At 69.0% G+C, this 17,942-nt stretch carries 16 protein-coding genes; 6 read left to right on the plus strand and 10 right to left on the minus strand.

All coding sequences use genetic code 11. The features are described 5' to 3' along the window. The first annotated feature begins 41 nt into the window (after positions 1-41). The 3 genes from FHR66_RS10185 (at position 42) to FHR66_RS10195 (ending at position 2,729) form a co-directional block, all read left to right on the plus strand. On the plus strand, positions 42-635 hold the full coding sequence (locus tag FHR66_RS10185) for an IMPACT family protein (RefSeq protein WP_053069767.1): 594 nt from the start codon (positions 42-44) through the stop codon (positions 633-635). Next, positions 632-2,398, plus strand: a complete 1,767-nt coding sequence (locus tag FHR66_RS10190; protein WP_160970467.1) for an ABC transporter transmembrane domain-containing protein — start codon at positions 632-634, stop codon at positions 2,396-2,398. The genes FHR66_RS10185 and FHR66_RS10190 overlap by 4 nt, the downstream gene beginning before the upstream one ends. Positions 2,399-2,516: 118 nt before the next feature. Further along, on the plus strand, positions 2,517-2,729 hold the full coding sequence (locus tag FHR66_RS10195; protein ID WP_010344257.1) for a hypothetical protein: 213 nt from the start codon (positions 2,517-2,519) through the stop codon (positions 2,727-2,729). Positions 2,730-3,042: 313 nt separating this feature from the next. Here FHR66_RS10195 and FHR66_RS10200 read toward each other — a convergent pair whose 3' ends face one another. The 6 genes from FHR66_RS10200 to hrcA form a co-directional block, all read right to left on the minus strand. Beyond that, positions 3,043-4,155 (minus strand): prephenate dehydrogenase, encoded by a 1,113-nt coding sequence (locus tag FHR66_RS10200; RefSeq protein WP_160970465.1) that lies wholly within the window; start codon positions 4,153-4,155, stop codon positions 3,043-3,045. Then, a complete protein-coding gene (gene pdxY / locus FHR66_RS10205) occupies positions 4,152-5,072 on the minus strand; it encodes a pyridoxal kinase (protein ID WP_160970463.1) in 921 nt (306 codons plus the stop codon). The genes FHR66_RS10200 and pdxY overlap by 4 nt, the downstream gene beginning before the upstream one ends. 388 nt (positions 5,073-5,460) lie before the next feature. Beyond that, positions 5,461-6,594: a molecular chaperone DnaJ gene (gene dnaJ, locus FHR66_RS10210; RefSeq protein ID WP_160970461.1), complete on the minus strand. Its 1,134-nt coding sequence runs from the start codon at positions 6,592-6,594 to the stop codon at positions 5,461-5,463. A gap of 159 nt (positions 6,595-6,753) precedes the next feature. Continuing rightward, on the minus strand, positions 6,754-8,679 hold the full coding sequence (gene dnaK / locus FHR66_RS10215; protein ID WP_160956964.1) for a molecular chaperone DnaK: 1,926 nt from the start codon (positions 8,677-8,679) through the stop codon (positions 6,754-6,756). A 144-nt stretch (positions 8,680-8,823) separates the two neighbouring features. Further along, positions 8,824-9,345, minus strand: a complete 522-nt coding sequence (gene grpE, locus FHR66_RS10220) for a nucleotide exchange factor GrpE (protein ID WP_160970459.1) — start codon at positions 9,343-9,345, stop codon at positions 8,824-8,826. Between the two features lie 162 nt (positions 9,346-9,507). Beyond that, positions 9,508-10,566 (minus strand): heat-inducible transcriptional repressor HrcA, encoded by a 1,059-nt coding sequence (gene hrcA / locus FHR66_RS10225; protein ID WP_160970457.1) that lies wholly within the window; start codon positions 10,564-10,566, stop codon positions 9,508-9,510. Between the two features lie 111 nt (positions 10,567-10,677). On the opposite strand from hrcA, the gene recN reads away from it, so the two are divergent. Continuing rightward, positions 10,678-12,339, plus strand: a complete 1,662-nt coding sequence (gene recN, locus FHR66_RS10230) for a DNA repair protein RecN (protein ID WP_160970455.1) — start codon at positions 10,678-10,680, stop codon at positions 12,337-12,339. Between the two features lie 706 nt (positions 12,340-13,045). Here the strand turns inward: recN and fur are convergent. Next, complete coding sequence (gene fur / locus FHR66_RS10235; protein ID WP_160970453.1) at positions 13,046-13,468, minus strand: ferric iron uptake transcriptional regulator; 423 nt, start codon at positions 13,466-13,468, stop codon at positions 13,046-13,048. Between the two features lie 103 nt (positions 13,469-13,571). On the opposite strand from fur, the gene FHR66_RS10240 reads away from it, so the two are divergent. After that, positions 13,572-13,970, plus strand: coding sequence for an outer membrane protein assembly factor BamE (locus FHR66_RS10240; RefSeq protein ID WP_160970451.1), 399 nt, complete (start codon positions 13,572-13,574; stop codon positions 13,968-13,970). Between the two features lie 27 nt (positions 13,971-13,997). On the opposite strand, the gene FHR66_RS10245 is transcribed toward FHR66_RS10240, so the two are convergent. After that, positions 13,998-14,252 carry an RnfH family protein gene (locus tag FHR66_RS10245; RefSeq protein WP_160970449.1) on the minus strand — a complete coding sequence of 85 codons (255 nt, stop codon included), beginning with the start codon at positions 14,250-14,252 and terminating at the stop codon, positions 13,998-14,000. A 5-nt stretch (positions 14,253-14,257) separates the two neighbouring features. Further along, positions 14,258-14,689 (minus strand): type II toxin-antitoxin system RatA family toxin, encoded by a 432-nt coding sequence (locus FHR66_RS10250; protein ID WP_160970447.1) that lies wholly within the window; start codon positions 14,687-14,689, stop codon positions 14,258-14,260. 59 nt (positions 14,690-14,748) lie between these two features. Here FHR66_RS10250 and smpB point away from each other — a divergent pair, with 59 nt between their 5' ends. Further along, complete coding sequence (gene smpB / locus FHR66_RS10255; protein WP_160970445.1) at positions 14,749-15,252, plus strand: SsrA-binding protein SmpB; 504 nt, start codon at positions 14,749-14,751, stop codon at positions 15,250-15,252. Between the two features lie 274 nt (positions 15,253-15,526). Here the strand turns inward: smpB and FHR66_RS10260 are convergent, their stop codons facing one another. Continuing rightward, the gene (locus FHR66_RS10260) at positions 15,527-17,776 is read right to left on the minus strand and encodes a S8 family peptidase (protein WP_160969471.1); all 2,250 of its coding nucleotides are present in this window, start codon (positions 17,774-17,776) and stop codon (positions 15,527-15,529) included. Positions 17,777-17,942 lie beyond the last annotated feature (166 nt).

A 17,942-nucleotide genomic window follows, 5' to 3' on the forward strand; every position in this document is an offset into this window, starting at 1 on the left:
GCGCAGCAGGCCGGCGTCGCGTCTCGTCTACAATGCCGCCGATGCCCGATACGCTCCCGCACCCCGTCAGCCACAGCGTGGAGATCAAGCACAGTCGCTTCCTGGCCCACGCCGCACCGATCGCCGACGCCGGTGCGGCCCTGGCGTTCCTGCAACAGGTGACGGTGGCCGACGCCACCCACAATTGCTGGGCCTACCGCCATGGCGACGAGTACCGCTCCAGCGACGACGGCGAGCCCGCCGGTACCGCCGGCCGCCCGATCCTGGCGGCGATCGACGGCCAGGGCTTCGACCGCGTGGTGGTGGTGGTCACACGCTGGTACGGCGGCATCAAGCTCGGTGCCGGCGGCCTGGTCCGCGCCTACGGCGGCAGCGCCGCAGAATGCCTGCGGCTGGCGCCGCGGCAACCGCTGCTGGCCTTGAGCCTGCTCACCCTGCACTGCGGCTTCGACGACCTGGGCGCGGTGCATGCCGCGCTGAGCGCCTGCGCCGCGGAGAAACTCGATGAACGCTTCGATGCCGGCGGCGCCGAACTGCGCCTGCGCCTGCCCAGCGATCGCGTGGACGCCTTGAAAACCCGCCTGCGCGACGCCACTCGCAATCGTGTCCGCTGTTCGGAACCCGCCCCCGCATGAACACCCCGTCGGCCGACCAGGCCAAGTCGCTGCGCAGACTCGGCAGCCTGCGCACCCTGTGGCCGTTCGTGCGTCGTCGGCGCGGCCTGCTCGTCGCCTGGCTGGTGGCGCTGGCGATCTCCTCCAGCGCCACGCTGAGCCTGCCTGTGGCGGTGCGACAGATGATCGACCACGGCTTCAGCGACAGCAGCCGCATCAATCAATCCTTCGCCCTGCTGTTCGCGGTCGCGCTGGTGCTGGCGGTGGCCACCGCCACGCGCTTCTACTTCGTGTCGCTGCTCGGCGAGAAGGTGGTCGCCGATCTGCGCGAACGCCTGTACACGCATCTGATCGGCCTGCATGCCGGCTTCCACGACCGCAACCGCAGCGGCGAACTGGTCTCGCGCCTGTCCGCCGACAGCGAACTGCTGCGCGGGGTGATCGGCAGCACCATGTCGGTGGCGTTGCGCAGCACGGTCACGGCGATCGGCAGCGTGGTGATGCTGTGCGTCACCAGCCCGCATCTGGCCGCCTATACCCTGCTCGGCATCCCGCTGGCGGTCCTGCCGATCGTGCTCGGCGCGCGGCGGCTGCAGAAGATCTCGCGCGCCAGCCAGGACCGCGTCGCCGACGCCAACACCCTGGCCGCCGAGACCCTGGGCGCGGTGCGCACGGTGCAGGCGTATGCGCGCGAAAGGTACGAACGCGGCCGCTTCGGCGAGGCGCTGGCGCAGACCGTGGCGGTCGCGCGGCGCCGGGTCGGCGCGCAGGCAGTGATCACCGCCGCCGCGATCGTGCTGATCTTCGGCGCCATCGTGCTGGTGCTGTGGTCGGGCGCGCACGAAGTGGCCGCCGGCGAACTCAGCGCCGGCGCGCTCGGCCAGTTCGTGCTGTACGCCATGTTCGGCGGCGGCTCGGTCGCCTCGCTGGCCGAAGTCTGGAACGACCTGCAGCGCGCGGCCGGCGGCATGGGCCGCATCGCCGAACTGTTTCAGGAACGCCCCGAAATCGTCGCGCCGGCGCAGCCGCTTGCGCTGCCGCAGCCGCTGCGCGGCGAGGTGCGCTTCGACAACGTCAGCTTCCGCTATCCGCAGCGCCCAGACCACCCGGCGCTGGACGGCTTCGATCTACACGTGCGGCCCGGCGAGAGCGTGGCGCTGGTCGGCCCCTCCGGCGCCGGCAAGAGCACGGTGCTGGCGCTGTTGATGCGCTTCCACGATCCGCAATCGGGCAGCGTGCAGGTGGACGGCCGCGACCTGCGCACATTGGATCCATCGCAGCTGCGCGAGGCGATCGGGCTGGTGCCGCAGCACCCGACCCTGTTCGCCGCCAGCGCCGCCGACAACATCCGCTACGGCCGGCTCGAGGCCAGCGAGGCCGAGGTCGAGGCTGCGGCGCGTGCGGCCGAAGCCGATGCGTTCCTGCGACAGTTGCCCGACGGCTACGCCAGCGAACTGGGCGAGCGCGGCGCACGCCTGTCCGGCGGCCAGCAGCAGCGCATCGCCATCGCCCGCGCCCTGCTCAAGGACGCGCCGATCCTGCTGCTGGACGAAGCCACCAGCGCCCTGGACGCGCAGAGCGAAAATGCCGTGCAGCATGCGCTGGAGCGGCTGATGGCCGGACGCACCACCCTGGTGATCGCGCACCGCCTGGCCACCGTGCTCAAGGCCGACCGCATCGTAGTGATGGATCACGGCCGCATCGTCGCCCAGGGCACCCACGCCGAGCTGCTGGCGCAGGACGGGCTATACGCGGAACTCGCTCGCCTGCAGTTCATCGACTGAGCACGCCGCGCTAACGGCGGCGGGACTACGGTCGAGCCGCGTCTGCTGCGGTCCGCGCGTGTCGCGGCCACCGCTGCAGCGTCCCGCATTCGATGCAGCGTTCGACAGGAGGCTCCCGATGTCCTTTCGCCAATTGCCTGCCCTCGGTCCCGACGGCGAGGCCTATCTGATCACTGAGTTCCAGGACGATGCGCCGCGCCAGCAGCAGGCGCAGCACGACCCGCACGCCGACAGCGGACTGCGCTACGAATTGGCCGATGGCCGCAAGCTGATCCGCCGCGGCCAGCAGTTCGTCACCACCGGCGGCGAACTGACCTTGACTGCGGTCTAGCGTAACGGTTACGCGTCGCCGCCCAGCCCCGTCACCGCTGCTGGCGTTCGGAGCGCTGGCGACGCGCTGATCATTTTTTCGCCAGGTGACTTGACAGGCCCGCCACGCAAGGCGCGCCAACAGTTATCCACACGTTTGCGCCGTGACAATCCACATGCGCTGTGGATGGATTGGTGGGTGCTCGGTCGTCAGGTCATTCCAAGAACGGTCGCGGCTGAAGCCGCTCCTACGAAAGCGTAGAGACCTTTGTAGGAGCGGCTTCAGCCGCGACCGTGAACCCGAGAAATCGCGCAATCGACAATCACCGCGCAACTCAACCCACCAGCACCCGCCCAATCCCGCTGGCATCGATTTCCGCCGCAGCGGCACGCACCGCCGCAGCGTCGCTGCCCGGATCGAAGCCGAGCCGGAAATGCAATTCCCCCGCCTGCGTGCGCGAAGAATGGATCGAGGCCAGGTTGACGCCATGGCGTTCGAACACGTGCAACAGCGCGCGCAGCGAGCCGGCGCGGTCCTCGGGCAGATACACGCTGAGCGTCATCTGCTCGGTCAGATCGGCCAGCAGGTATCCCACCCGCTCGTAGCTGTAGTTGCCCTGGGCGATCGCCGCCTCACCCAGCGCCTGGCGGTTGGCGTCGAGGAACTCCGCGCGGAACTGCGCACGTGCCGCATCGTCGCCGCGGCCGACCTGGTCGCGCAGCCGCGACAGCTGCGCGATCAGTCCATCGAGCACGCTACCGACATGCGGATTGCCGAACTGAATGTCTTCGTAGATGGCAGGATTTAGGGCCAGGATGCGCGCGATGATCGCGGTGTCCAGTTCGAACGAGGCCGAGCGGTATGGCAGCAAGGCCTGCAACGGCCCCAACGCTGGCGCATGCTCGCGCAGCACGCCGGCCTGGGCCAGGTGCGTGGCATGGACCATCGCCTGCACCAGCGCCATCACCCGGTCGTGGTGCTCGGGCGTGGTGCGCACGCACTCGCCTTCCAGCGCCGTGCACATGCGCTGCAGCCAGGGCTGCCACTGCGCCACCCGCGCCTCGCAGACGACCAGCACGCGGCCCTTGAGCGTGGGCGACTTCGGCGGCGCCGTCATGGGATGCAGCCCGGCCACTTCCGCCTGCGAGGCCAGCATCGCCGCCACCGGCGCGGCCTTGACCGAGGTGACGTCCAGCCACAGCTGGCCGCGTTCGCGGCCGCCGGCGCGCTGCACGTACTCGCCGATCAGCGCCGGCGTGTGCCGGATCGGGGCGGAGAAGATCAGTACCTGCGCCTGTTGCAGCAGCGCCTCCGGCGCCAGCGACTGCGGATCGGCCGGATCGTGGCCGATCACCTCCAACTGCATGCGCTCGCGGAAGAAGCGGCTCAGCCAGCGGCCATAGGCGCCGGCACTGCCGACGATGCCGACGACCGGGCGCAGGCTCACGCCAGGCGCTCGGCGACGAAGCGCAGCGGCGTCGCCAACGCGGCCGGCGCCGCTGCCAGCACGTCCAGTTCTTCCACATCCGCAGCCAGGGTCGCCTCCAGCGCCGCATGCACGCCGGCGATGGCGCGGCCGATCGCCGCCTCGAAACTGTCGCCGCGCAGCAGAAAGGCCACCAGCAGCGCCATCAGCACATCGCCGGTGCCGGCCACGTCCACCGGCAGCAGCGGCGAGCACCAGCGATAAACCGCATCGCGGCTCACCGCCAGCGTCACCAGTTGCCCGGCATCGCCGCCGACGCTGTGGGCGAGCACCCACTGTGGGCCGCGCGCCAGCAACACCCGCGCCGCCGCGATCGCCTCGTCCTGGGCCAGCGCCGGCATGCCGGTCAGGCGGCCGAGTTCGAATGCATTCGGCGTCACCAGCCACGCATGCGGCAACAGGCGCTCGGCGAAGATCGCTTCCAGTCCCGGTTCCACGTAGGGACCGGTATGCGTATCGCCGATCACCGGGTCCAGGCAGTAGCGCAGCGTCGGGCACTGCGGCAGCGTGGCGTCGAGCCAGTCGGCGAAGGCGGCGCCATTGCCGACGCTGCCGAAGTAGCCGGACACCAGCATGCGCGCGCGTTGCGGCAGGCCGCGTTCGCTGGCGCCGAGCAGCAGATCGGCGAACCAGTCCGACGGCAGCACCTTGCCGCGCAAGGTCGCGTAGAACGGCGCATTGCTCAGCAGCGTGGTCGGAATCTCGGCCACGCGCAGGCCCAGCGCGCGCAACGGCGGCACCGCCGCGCTGTTGCCGGCGTGGCCGTAGACGAGTTGCGACTGCACGGAAATGACGTCGACCGGCACCGGCCCGTCGGGTCGCTGGCGGCGACCATGGATGAGATGACTGGCGGCGGAACTGTCGGCGGGAGTGTTCATCGCCGTAGTGTAGCGCCGGCGCAATGACGCCCAGCGGCGCGCGCATCCGTGGCGTTGCGAGGCTTTCAGCAACAACGGCCTCAGCTGCGACGCTCCGACGAGAAAGCGTCGCGGCTGAAGCCGCTTCCACAACGGGGACCAGGATGCGGGAAAAAGCCCACGCATCCGGAATCGAAAGTTTCCATTTCCGCTCTGCTCAGCGAGCAGAACATTCCAGCGTAGGAGCGGCTTCAGCCGCGACGCTTTGACGATACGCGTCGGGGCTGAAGCCCCTCCCACAAAAAAACACTGCGACGCGGAACAACACCGGGAACATCCAAGACCCCGGCTTTCAATAGCCGCAGGCTGGTCATCCCGAATCCCGAATCACCAATCCCGAATCCCAGCCTTACGACGTCATCCGATCCCAGAACCCCTTCACCCCATCGATGAAGGTCGCCGACTTGGGCGAATGCTTGCGCGCGTCCTCGCCGGTGAAGGTGGCCTCGAACTGCTCCAGCAGCTTGCGCTGGTCGGCAGTGAGGTTGACCGGCGTCTCCACCACCACCCGGCAGTACAGGTCGCCTTCGCTGCGGCTGCGCACCGAACGCACGCCCTTGCCGCGCAGGCGGAACAGCTTGCCGGTCTGGGTCTCGGCCGGAATGCGGATCTCCGCCTCGCCGCCGAGGGTGGCCACGCGCACGGTGTCGCCCAGGGCCGCCTGTGAGATGCGGATCGGCACCTCACAGTGCAGATCGTCGCCGTCGCGCTGGAAGATCGGATGCTCACGCACCCGCACTTCCACGTACAGATCGCCTGGCGGAGTGCCGGCCGGGCCGGCTTCACCCTCGCCCGACAGGCGGATGCGGTCGCCATTGTCGACGCCGGCGGGGATCTTCACCGACAGCACCTTGGTCTCTTCCACGCGCCCGGCGCCATGGCACACGCCGCACGGGTTCTGCACGGTCTGGCCGCGGCCGGCACAATGCGGGCAGGTCTGCTGCATGGCGAAGATGCCGCGCTGGATGCGGACCTGGCCGCGCCCGTGGCAGGTCACGCAGGTCTCGACCTTGCCGTCCTCCGAGCCGCTGCCGTGGCAGTGCTCGCATTCGCTCAGGGTCGGAATCTCGATGCGGCGCTCGATGCCGGCCACCGCTTCTTCCAGGTCCAGCTCCAGCACGTAGCCGATGTCGGCGCCACGCCGCGGCGCACGCCCGCCACCACCACCGGCGCCACCGAAGATGTTGCCGAAGATGTCGCCGAAGATGTCGCCCATGTCCGGGCCGCCAGGGCCGCCGCCCATCCCGCCCATGCCGTGCTCGAACGCGGCGTGGCCGTGCGCGTCGTACATGCGTCGGCGGTTGCCGTCGGACAGCACCTCATAGGCTTCCTTGCATTCCTTGAACGCGGCCTCGGCGGCTTGGTCGCCGGGATTGCGGTCCGGGTGGTACTTCATCGCGCAACGGCGATAGGCCTTCTTCAGCTCGTCGTCGCTGGCGGTGCGGGCCACACCCAGCACTTCGTAATAGTCGCGTTTGCTCATGGGGCGGGGATTCGAGATTCGGGAGTCGGGATTCATTCAACGCAAAAGCGGAGAGCCTCGGCTCTTCCGCTTTTACAAACTGGATGGACAGGGATGGGAGTGGGAACCACCAGGCCAAGGCCTTCGCGAATCCCCAATCCCCAATCCCAAATCCCGGCCTTACTTCTTGTCGTCCTTGACCTCGGTGAACTCGGCGTCGACCACGTCGTCGGACTGGGCCGAGGACGCATGCGCGCCGCCGGCGTTGCCGCCCGGCTGCTGCTCGCCCGCCGCCGCGGCCGCGTACAGCGACTGACCGGCCTCTTCCAGCGCCTTGGTCTTGGCCTCGATCTGGCCCTTGTCGTCGCCCTTCATCGCGGTTTCCAGATCCGCCAGCGCCGACTCGACCTTGCCGATCACGTCGCCGCCGACCTTGCTGCCGTGCTCGGTGATCGCGCTGCGGGTGGCGTGGATCAGGCCGTCGGCCTGGTTGCGCGCCTGCACCAGCTCGTGGAACTTCTTGTCTTCCTCGCGGTTGGCTTCCGCGTCGGCAACCATCCGCTGGATCTCGTCGTCCGACAGACCGGAACCGGCCTTGATCTCGACCTTCTGTTCCTTGTTGGTCTTCTTGTCCTTGGCCGACACGTGCAGGATGCCGTTGGCGTCGATGTCGAAGGACACCTCCACCTGCGGCAGGCCGCGCGGCGCCGGCTCGATGCCGGACAGGTCGAACTTGGCCAGCGACTTGTTGTAGCGGGCCTGTTCGCGCTCGCCCTGCAGCACGTGCACGGTCACTGCCGACTGGTTGTCCTCGGCGGTGGAGAACACCTGCGAAGCCTTGGTCGGGATGGTGGTGTTCTTCTCAATGATCTTGGTGAACACGCCGCCCAGGGTCTCGATGCCCAGGCTCAGCGGGGTCACGTCGAGCAGCAGCACGTCCTTGACGTCGCCGGCCAGCACGCCGCCCTGGATCGCGGCGCCCAGCGCCACGGCCTCGTCGGGGTTGACGTCCTTGCGCGGCTCCTTGCCGAAGAACTCGGCCACCGCCTGCTGCACCTTCGGCATGCGGGTCTGGCCACCGACCAGGATCACCTCGGTGATGTCGCTGGCGCGCAGGCCGGCGTCGTTCAGCGCGGTGCGGCACGGGTCGATGGTGCGCTTGACCAGGTCCTCCACCAGCGCCTCGAGCTTGGCCCGGGTCAGCTTGATGTTGAGGTGCTTCGGGCCCGACGCGTCGGCGGTGACGTACGGCAGGTTGACTTCGGTCTGCTGCGAGGACGACAGCTCGATCTTGGCGCGCTCGGCGGCGTCCTTCAGGCGCTGCAGCGCCAGCGGATCCTTGCGCAGGTCGATGCCCTGATCCTTGTTGAACTCTTCCACCAAGTAGTCGATGACGCGCTTGTCGAAGTCTTCGCCGCCCAGGAAGGTGTCGCCGTTGGTGGCCAGCACTTCGAACTGCTTCTCGCCGTCGACGTTGGCGATCTCGATGATCGACACGTCGAAGGTGCCGCCGCCCAGGTCGTACACCGCAATCTTGCGGTCGCCGCCCTGGCCCTTGTCCAGGCCGTAGGCCAGCGCCGCGGCGGTCGGCTCGTTGATGATGCGCTTGACGTCCAGGCCGGCGATGCGGCCGGCGTCCTTGGTCGCCTGGCGCTGGCTGTCGTTGAAGTACGCCGGCACGGTGATGACCGCCTCGGTGACGGTCTCGCCCAGGAACGCCTCGGCGGTCTTCTTCATCTTCTCCAGCACCTGCGCAGAGATTTCCTGCGAGGCCAGCTTGCGGCCGTCGGCAGTGGCCACCCAGGCGTCGCCATTGTCGTGCTGGACGATGCCGTACGGGACCAGGCCGATGTCCTTCTGCACCTCGGCGTCGGTGAACTTGCGGCCGATCAGGCGCTTGACTGCGTAGAAGGTGTTCTTGGGGTTGGTGACGGCCTGGCGCTTGGCCGAGGCGCCCACCAACACTTCGCCGTCCTTGGTGTAGGCGACGATCGAAGGCGTGGTGCGGTCACCCTCGGAATTCTCGATGACGCGGGCCTTGCCGCCGTCCATGATCGCCACGCACGAGTTGGTCGTGCCCAGGTCGATGCCGATGATCTTGCCCATTGCAATGACTCCTGAAAGGTCGTGTAGCCGGCCAGTGCCGGGATCTGGTTCGGATATAGGGATGGCCGCCAGTCATTCAAGCCATCGCCGCAAATTAGCGTTCCACTGCCGCCGCACCGGGTTCAGGCGCGGGCGGCCGCGAACTCAGTCGTGCTTGGCCACCACCACCAGGGCGGGCCGCAGCAGGCGGTCGTTGAGCAGGTAGCCCTTCTGGAACACCTGGATCACGTGGCCCGGGGCGACGCCCTCGGCCTCGGCCTGGCTGATCGCCTGGTGATGCTCCGGGTTGAACGGCTCGCCGGTCGGGTCGAGCAGGGTCAGGCCGTTGTCGGCGGCGACCTTGAGCAGCTGCTTGTAGGTCAGCTCCAGGCCGTCGCGCAGCGGGCTGGGCTCGCTGCCGGCGGCGGTCAGGCCCGCATCCAGACTGTCGAACACCGGCAACAGGTCGCCGAGCAGGCGCTCGTTGGCGAACTTGCGCGCCTGCTCCACGTCGCGGGCGATGCGCTTGCGCTGGTTCTCCAGGTCGGCCCGCTCGCGCAGGACGTCGGCCTTGACCAGGGCCAGCTCACTGCGCAGCGTCTCCACTTCCGCCTGCAGCGGATCGGTCGAGGGCTGCTGCGCCTCGGTCAGGTGTTCGGAATCGAATTCGGGGTGTTCTTGCGTCATGTCCGGGTCCCTGGCGGGGTGCGTCCCGCCTTACCGGACCACCTATGTGGGCGGTGCCGGCGGATTCAAGGGAATCCGGGATTGGGGAGTCGGGATTGGGATTGCGCGAGCCCGGCGGAAACGCCGGCTGGCGGACGGCGCCGCGGTGCCCTGCGCGCTGGCTCAGCGGTCGCCTTGCGGGGACGGGTCCAGGCGGGCGCCGAGGACGTCGGCGGCGGTCTGGACCAGGGGGATGACCCGGTCGTAGTCCATGCGCTTGGGGCCGATCACGCCGAGCACGCCCAGCACCTGGCCGCCGGCCATGTACGGGGCGGTCACCAGCGACACGCTCTCCAGCGGCACCATGCCGGTCTCCTCGCCGATGAAGATGCGCACGCCGGGTGCGCGGATGGTGCGTTCGAGCAGTTGCAGGATCTCGCGCTTGCTGGCGAAGACCTCGAACAGTTCGCGCAGCCGCTCCAGGTCCGACAGGTCCTGCACGCCCATCAGCTTGGTCTGCCCGGCCAGCACCATGTCGTCGCCGGCCGGCGCCAGCGCCTGCTCGGCCAGCTCGACGCTGTGCGCCAGCAACTGCTCCATCTCGTCGCGCGCATGGCGCAGGTCGCGCAGCAGGCTGGCGCGGATGTCGGCCAGCGCGCGCCCGGCGAAATGGCGGTTCAGATAATTGGCCACCTGCTCCAGCTCGGCCGGCTCGTAGGCCTTGCGCGGCTCGATGACCCGGTTCTGCACCTCGTTGTCGGCGAACACCAGGATCGCCAGCACCCGCCGCGCGTCCAGCGGCACGAAGTCGATGTGCCGGAAGGCGAACTGCTCGCGCTTGGGCGCGCTGACCACGCCGACGAAGTGGGTCATCGCCGACAGCAGTTCCGAGGCACTGCCCAGCAGCGCCTGGGTGCCGGCGGCATTGGCCATCTCCGCGCGCAGCCGCGCCACCTCGCCTTCGGCCGGCGGACGCATCTGCACCAGGCTGTCGACGAACACCCGGTAGCCGGTGGCGGTGGGCACGCGCCCGGCCGAGGTGTGCGGCGAGCTGAGCAGGCCGGCGTCCTCCAGGTCGGCGAGGATGTTGCGGATCGTCGCCGGACTCACGTCCAGGCCGGCGTGCCGGGCCAGGGTCTGCGAGCCGACCGGCTCGCCGTCACGGATATAGCGCGAGATCAGCGTCCGCAGCAGCTGCCGGGCACGCGGATCGAGGCTGGAATGGACCGGGGAAGCGCGCATGGAATCAACCCGTGAGACTGGCCCTTAGATAATGGCTGCACGCCGGCTTGGCAAGTCATTGGCCCACCTACCCGCGCATGCTAGCGTTGCGCGGCCCCGGAAGCAGACCCCATGCTCAGACATCTCTCGATCAAGGATTTCGCCGTCGTACGCGGCACCGAACTGGAATTCGGCCCAGGCATGACCGTGGTGTCCGGCGAAACCGGCGCCGGCAAGTCGCTGATGGTGGACGCGCTCGGCTTCCTGTCCGGGCTGCGCGCCGACAGCGGCGTGGTCCGCCACGGCGCCGACCGCGCCGAGTTGTCGGCCGAGTTCGTCGCCCCGGCCCCGGCCCGCGCCTGGCTGCGCGAGAACGAACTCGACGACGAGGAGCACTGCCAACTGCGCCGGGTGATCCGCGCCGATGGCGGCTCCCGCGCCTGGATCAACGGGCGCCCGGTGACCCTGTCGCAACTGGCGGAGCTGGCTGGCCACCTGGTCGAGATCCACGGCCAGCACGAACACCAGGCCCTGCTCTCGCGCGGCAGCCAGCTCGGCCTGCTCGACGCCTACGCCCGCAACGACGCCGAACGCGCCGCGGTGCGCGCCGCCGCCGCCCGCTGGCAGGGCCTGCTCAGCGAGCGCGAGACCTTGCTGGCGCAGGGCGATGTCAGCGACCGCATCGGTTTCCTGCAGCACCAGCTGGCCGAACTGCAGCGCGAGGACCTGGACCCGGCGGCGATCGCCGCCCTGGATGCCAACCACCGTCGCCAGGCCCACGCCGCCGCGCTGATCGGCGCCTGCGAGGGCGCGGCGCAGCGGCTCAACGGCGACGAGGCGCCGGCCGTGCTGGACCTGTTGCAGCAGACCCGCCACGAACTCGGCAAGGTCGGCGAGTACGACCCGCGCCTGGCCGAAGTGCAGGCGCTGATCGACAGCGCCGGCATCCAGTTGGAGGAAGCGCTGGCGCTGATCGACCGGGTCCGCGACGACCTAGACGCCGACCCGGCGCAGTTCGATGAGATGGAACGCAAGCTCGGCCGCCTGCACGACCTGGCGCGCAAGCACCGCATCGGCGTGGACGCGCTGGCCGAACACCGCGACGCCCTGCTCGCCGAAGTGGAGAGCCTGCGCGGCGCCGGCGAGCGGCTGGACGTGCTCGACGCCGAGATCGCCCAGGCCACCCAGGCCTGGCGCGACGCCGCGGCCGCCCTGACCGCCACCCGCGACCGCGGCGCACAGGCGCTGTCGCACGACACCACCGCCCTGATCGGTGAACTGGGCATGGGCGGCGGCCGCTTCCTGATCCAGCTCGAGCCGCACGACACCGAACGGCCGGACCCGGCCGGCGCCGAGCGGGTCGAGTTCCTGGTCGCCGCCAACGCCGGGCAGCCGCCGCGCGCCCTGCGCAAGGTCGCCTCCGGCGGCGAACTGTCGCGCATCTCGCTGGCGATCGAGGTCGCCGCGCTGGGCCTGGACGCCGTCCCAACCATGGTCTTCGACGAAGTGGACTCGGGCATCGGCGGCGCCGTCGCCGACATCGTCGGCAAGAAGCTGCGCGCGCTCGGCGAGCAGCGCCAGGTACTGTGCGTGACCCACCTGCCGCAGGTCGCCGCGCAGGGCCACGCCCACTACCGGGTCAGCAAGGCACCGGTCGAAGGCATGACCCAGAGCTCGGTGGAACTGCTGGCGCCGCGCCAGCGCGAGGAAGAACTGGCGCGGATGCTGGGCGGTGTCGAGGTCAGCAAGGAAGCCCGCGCGGCCGCCAAGCGGCTGCTGCTCAGCGCGGGCTGACTGGCCGGTCGCGGGGTCCAGGGTGCGCCGACCCTTGCGCGTACCGCCCTGCTCGATACAGGCGGCCGACGCCCGATCACAGGTTGGCTAAGCTCCGGCGTTAGGCGCCTGTGCGAATGCGCAAGGGCCGGCGCCCTGGCCCGCACCAGCCGCGACGGAAGTTAAGCACAGGAAACTGAAGCCCCTCTCCCACCGGGAGAGGGGTTGGGGTGAGGGTCGGGCGCGGAGCGACCCGCCGACGTGATCCACGCAACTACACACGGACCCTCATCCGCCCCTTCTGGGCACCTCTCCCGGTGGGAGAAGGGAACAGCCGCTAGCCCCTCTCCCACCGGGAGAAGGGTTGGGGTGAGGGTTCGGCGCGGAGCGACCCGCCGACGTGATCCACGCGGCTACACCCGGACCCTCATCCGTCCCTTCGGGGCAGCGTCTCCCGGTGGGAGAAGGGAACAGCCGCTAGCCCCTCTCCCGCCGGGAGAGCGTTGGGGTGAAGGTCCGGCGCGGAGCGACCCGCCGACGTGATCCACGCGGCTATACCCGGACCCTCATCCGCCCCTTCGGGGCACCTTCTCCCGGTGGGAGAAAGGAACAGCCGCTAGCCCCTCTCCCGCCGGGAGAGGGGTTGGGGTGAGGGTACGTCGGCGAAGCCCCGCGCATCGCCAGCACAGGAAAGGACAACACCGGCCGACTTCACCGGCGCCAACACTTACCCCTTCCTGCCGCTCGGCCGCTTGCTGCGCACGTACAGCACCAGGGAATGCTCTTCCAGCTCGTAGCCGTGATCGGCGGCGATCTTGCGCTGCAATTCCTCGATTTCCGCGCTTTCGAACTCGATGATCTTGCCGGTATCCACGTCCACCATGTGGTCGTGGTGGCCACCACGGTCCAGTTCGTACACTGCCTGGCCGCCCTCGAAATTGTGCTTGAGCACCAGGCCGGCCGCCTCGAACTGGGTCAGCACCCGGTACACCGTGGCCAGGCCAATCTCGTCGCCGTGGTCCAGCAACTGCCGATAGATCTCCTCGGCGGTCATGTGGTGCCGCGCCGATTTCTGCTCCAGCAGCTCGAGGATGCGCATCCGCGGATGCGTGACCTTCAGGCCGACTTTGCGCAGATCGTGGGATTCCATGGCGTCTCCGTTCATAGCTGGTTTATCGCCAGCTGCCTGGGAATGGGTCGCGGCGGTCCCTGGGAGTGTATCATCGACACGATTTCATTCAGCCCTGTCCCCGATGCGCAATCTCCTGCTGGTCGCCGCTGTTGCCCTGTCCACCGCTGGCTGCGGCATCATTTACAAGCAGCCCATCTACCAGGGCAACCTGATCAAGCCGTCGGCCGTGGACCAGCTCAAGGTCGGACAAAGCAAGCAGCAGGTCAGCGCGCTGCTGGGCAGCCCCTCGATCCCGGATCCGTTCCACGCGCAGCGCTGGGACTACACCTCCACCGAGCGTGTCGATCGCGTGGGCCATACCGAGATCAAGAACTTCGTCGTGTTCTTCGACAACGACATGGTCACCCGCTGGGAAGGCGACTACTTCCCGGATCAGGACGAAGAGCTGGCCAAGAACAGCGTGCGCCAGTTCGGCCGCAACCTGGCCAAGGACAAGAAGAAGCAGCGCCGCGGCGAATGACCCGGCGGCCGCGTCGCGCCCCGCCGCTCAGCGCGGCTTGGCGCGGCGCCGCCTGGCGTCCTTGGGGTCGATCAGCAACGGCCTGAGCAGTTCCACCCGGTCGCCGTCCTGCAGCAGCCGCGTCGGTGCGGCGACTTCGCCATAGACCGCGCACGGCATGCCCGGCGTCGCCTCGGGCATCGCGGCAGCGGCCAGCGCATCGGCCACCGTCGCGCCCTCCGGCAGCTCCAGCCGCCGCGACACGAAGCGCTCCGGCCAGGCCAACACGACCTCGACCTGCATGGCGGCTAGGCCTGTTCCCGGTCGGCCACGCGCACGAAGTCGTTGACCATGCGGTCGGCCAGGCTCTGGAAACCCAGCGCCAGCGCGGGCCCCAGCAGGCGCGAGGCGGGTTCGAAGTCGAGCATCAGGCTGACCTTGCTGGCGTGCTCGTTGAAGCCCTGGAAGGTCCACTGCCCCTGCAGGCGCTTGAACGGACCGTCGCGCAGCTGCATATCGATGCGATCCGGGCGCTCAAGGCTGTTCTCGGTGGTGAACCAAGTGCGGAACGAGCCCAGCCCCAGGTCCAGCCGCGCCACCAGGAAGCGGTCGCTCTGCTCGAGAATATGGGCCGCGTCGCACCAGGCGAACCGGCGCGGATAGGCGGCGACGTCGTTGACCAGATCGAACATGCGCGTTGCGGCGTGTTCGACCAGAGCGCTGCGGCGGATGATAGGCATTCGGGACGGGAAGTGGGACCAAGACGTTCGGGAGGCCCCGAATCGGAGACAATAGCAAGATGAGCAAGAAACCCGTCAAGGATAAAGCAAACGGCGCGGCGGCCAACAAGACCATCGCCCTGAACAAGCGCGCGCGCCACGAGTACCACCTGGAGGACCGCTACGAGGCGGGCTTGGCCCTGCAAGGCTGGGAGGTGAAGTCGATCCGCGCAGGCCGCGCCAACATCGGCGAGAGCTATGCGTTCGTGCGCCAGGGCGAGCTGTTCCTGTTCGGCGCGCAGATCACCCCGTTGATCCAGGCCTCCACCCACGTGGTCGCCGACGACCGGCGCACGCGCAAGCTGCTGCTGCACCGGAACGAGATCGACAAGCTGATCGGCCGTGTCGAACGCGACGGCTACACCCTCGTACCCACCGCGATGTACTGGAGCAAGAACAAGATCAAGCTCGAGATCGCGCTGGCCAAGGGCAAGCAGGACCACGACAAGCGCAACGCGGCCAAGGACCGCGACTGGGCTCGCGACAAGCAGCGGATCATGCGCCGGCACAACAAGAATGCCTGAGGGGTGGGGATTGGGGATTGGGGATTCGCAACGGCGGGCGCCCTGCCCGCCAATCCCGAATCACCAACCCCAGCCGCATCGCGCCGCGGCTGAAGCCGCTCCCACACGGCAGGCCGCGCTGCACAGGGAATCGCCGTTGCGAATTCCAAATCCCGAACCTTCTAACTCCAATCTCAGCGTCTGGCGGCTAAAGCCGACACCCACAGACGGGCAAGCAACCGGGGAGCCGTCGTTGCGAATCCCCATTCCCGAATCCCCAATCCCCGCCCCCCACTCACGTCCCGCCAAGCATCCGCATCAAGCTCGGCAGGCCGCTGCCCTGCATGTAGCGATCGCGCTGCAGGTCCAGGCACTGCGCCAGCGTCAGTTGCTTGACCCGGTCCGGGGTGCCGATGAACTCGCGGCGCACCGACAGGAACGCGGCGATCAGCCCCGAGACATGCGCCGCGGCCATGCTGGTGCCGCTCATTTCCACCATCCAGGTGCCTGGATCCTCGACCACATAGCCATGGTGCGCCGACAGGATCTTTTCGCCCGGCGCGACCAGGTCGGGCTTGTAGCGGCCATCGGCCGTGGGGCCGCGCGACGAAAAATACGAAATGCCGTAGCTGTGCGGGCTGCTCTTGTGCACCGAGCCCACCGCCAGCGATTCCTCCAGGTTGGCCGGGTCGCCGATGCTCAGGTCCAGGTTCAGCGGATAGGCCTGGCCATCGCCCTGCATCAGCCAGGCCAGGCCATCGTTGCCGGCCGCGATCACCACCACCACGCCCTGCCGCCAGAGACGGCGCAATTCGTTGCACAGCGGGGTGAAGCCGCAGCCGTAGCTCTCGGCGTCGAAGTAGCCGCCCAGGCTCAGGTTGACCCCGTGCACCACCAGTTCCCCGGCACGCTCGTTGAGCTCGGCCACCTGCTGCACGCCCTTGATGATCCAGGAATCGCGGCCATTGCCGTCGTCGTCCAGCACCTTCAGCCCGTACAGCCGCGCCAGCGGCGCCATGCCGGCGAACTGCAGCGGCGCTGAGGTCGGCACGCCCGGCAACGGCGCGGCGCATTGCCCGGCGATGATGCCGGCCACGTGCGTGCCGTGACCGTTGCCGTCGAGCGTGTCGAAGCCGGCCTCGCCCGGACGCAACGCACGCGGGCGCCCGCGCTGGGTGCAGTCCCACTGGGCAAGCACCGTCGCCGGCTGCCCGGCGGCGTGGAAATGCGGATGCGCCGCGGCGATGCCGCTGTCCAGCACCGCCCAGCCGATGCCGGCGCCGAGCGCGCGATAGGCCACCTGCGCCGCGTCCACCTGGATCGTGCTGCGCGACTGGTAGATCAGCGCGCGCTTGCCGGCATCGCGCCACAGGCGCTTGAGGTTGAGGTCGTGATAGCGCTCGCGCAGGCTTTCGATCTCGAACCGGGTCAGCCGCGCCGACACGTAGCGCTGCATCGTATCTTCCAGCTCGATCTGCGCATCCAGCGCCTCGCCGTGCAGGCCGGTGGACGCCTGGGCGAGCGTACGCAACGCGGCGATCAGGTCATGCTTGCGCTGCGCCGAATCGCCGGCATCGGACAGCTTCTCGAGTTCGATCAGCACCTCGTGACGATAATCCGGCGCGCGCGCCTCCAACTGGTCGGACAGGTCCTTGATCAGTACCGGATGCGCGATCGGCTGATCGAAGCCCACCCCCACCGCGCGCCGCACCTCGGCCCGCACGTCGGGGATGGACAGGTAGCCGGCGGCCGAATGCGGGTTGTGCTGCCAATCCGGGTTGATCTTCGACCCGGCGATGTTCTGGAAGCGCCCGCCGGCGTCGGCGATGTCGTCGCTCAGATCGTCGTCCAGCGCCACCGGGTCGCGCCGCTCGGCGACGTTGACCCAGCGCGCCACGCAGGGCGGAAACGGCAGCTTCGGCGTACCGGTCCACTCCTTGAACATGCTGCGCACCACCGGCAGCCCCAGTGGCGAGCCGAGCGTGAGCAGCAGGGAGACCTCGCAGTCCTGCGGCTGCAACTCGCGCAGCACGTCGTAGGCGATCAGCGAGCCCTGGCTGTGCGCGATCACCACGAACGGGCCGCCGCCGGCGCGGATGCGCTGCAGCAGGCTCTCGCGCATCTGCGTGTGCCGCGCCGGCACGAAGAAGAAGTCGTGCACGTCCTGCAGCAGCGCCGCGGAGATCAGCTTGAGCAGCGCGCGGTTGACCACGTCGATCACGCCCTGCGCATGCACCTCGGCGGCCGCCGCAGCCGGTGCCGGCGCGGCCGTCTCCACCTCGTCCAGCAGTTGCTGCAGCCTTGCGCGCTCGGCGTCGCTGGCGGCCAGCGTGTCGGCGAGCTGGCGCAGATCGGCCAATTGCGGCACCACGCCGAGCGCGCTGAGCACGCGCTGCTCGGCCTGGTTCAACACCGGGCCCCGGTCCTGATCCTGACAATCGCCCGGTTCCGGCGACGGATAGCGCTCGCGATTGACCCAGTAGGCCATGCGCGTGCGCTCGCCCATCGCGCGGCCGAACAGGGCGCGGTCCCACTGGCAGCGCAACACCTCGGCCGGCGGCTTGTTGCCGATGCCATGGATGTAGACGACCGTACGTGCGCGCCCTTGCGCCAGCGAGCCTTCGCCCGTGGCCTTGGGCCGCGGTGCGGTGCCGGCCGGTGCCGTGGCGGCGGATGTCGCGGTAGCGCGTCCGCTCGCGCCGGGAGTCGTG

Source organism: Xanthomonas sp. F4 (assembly GCF_011761895.1).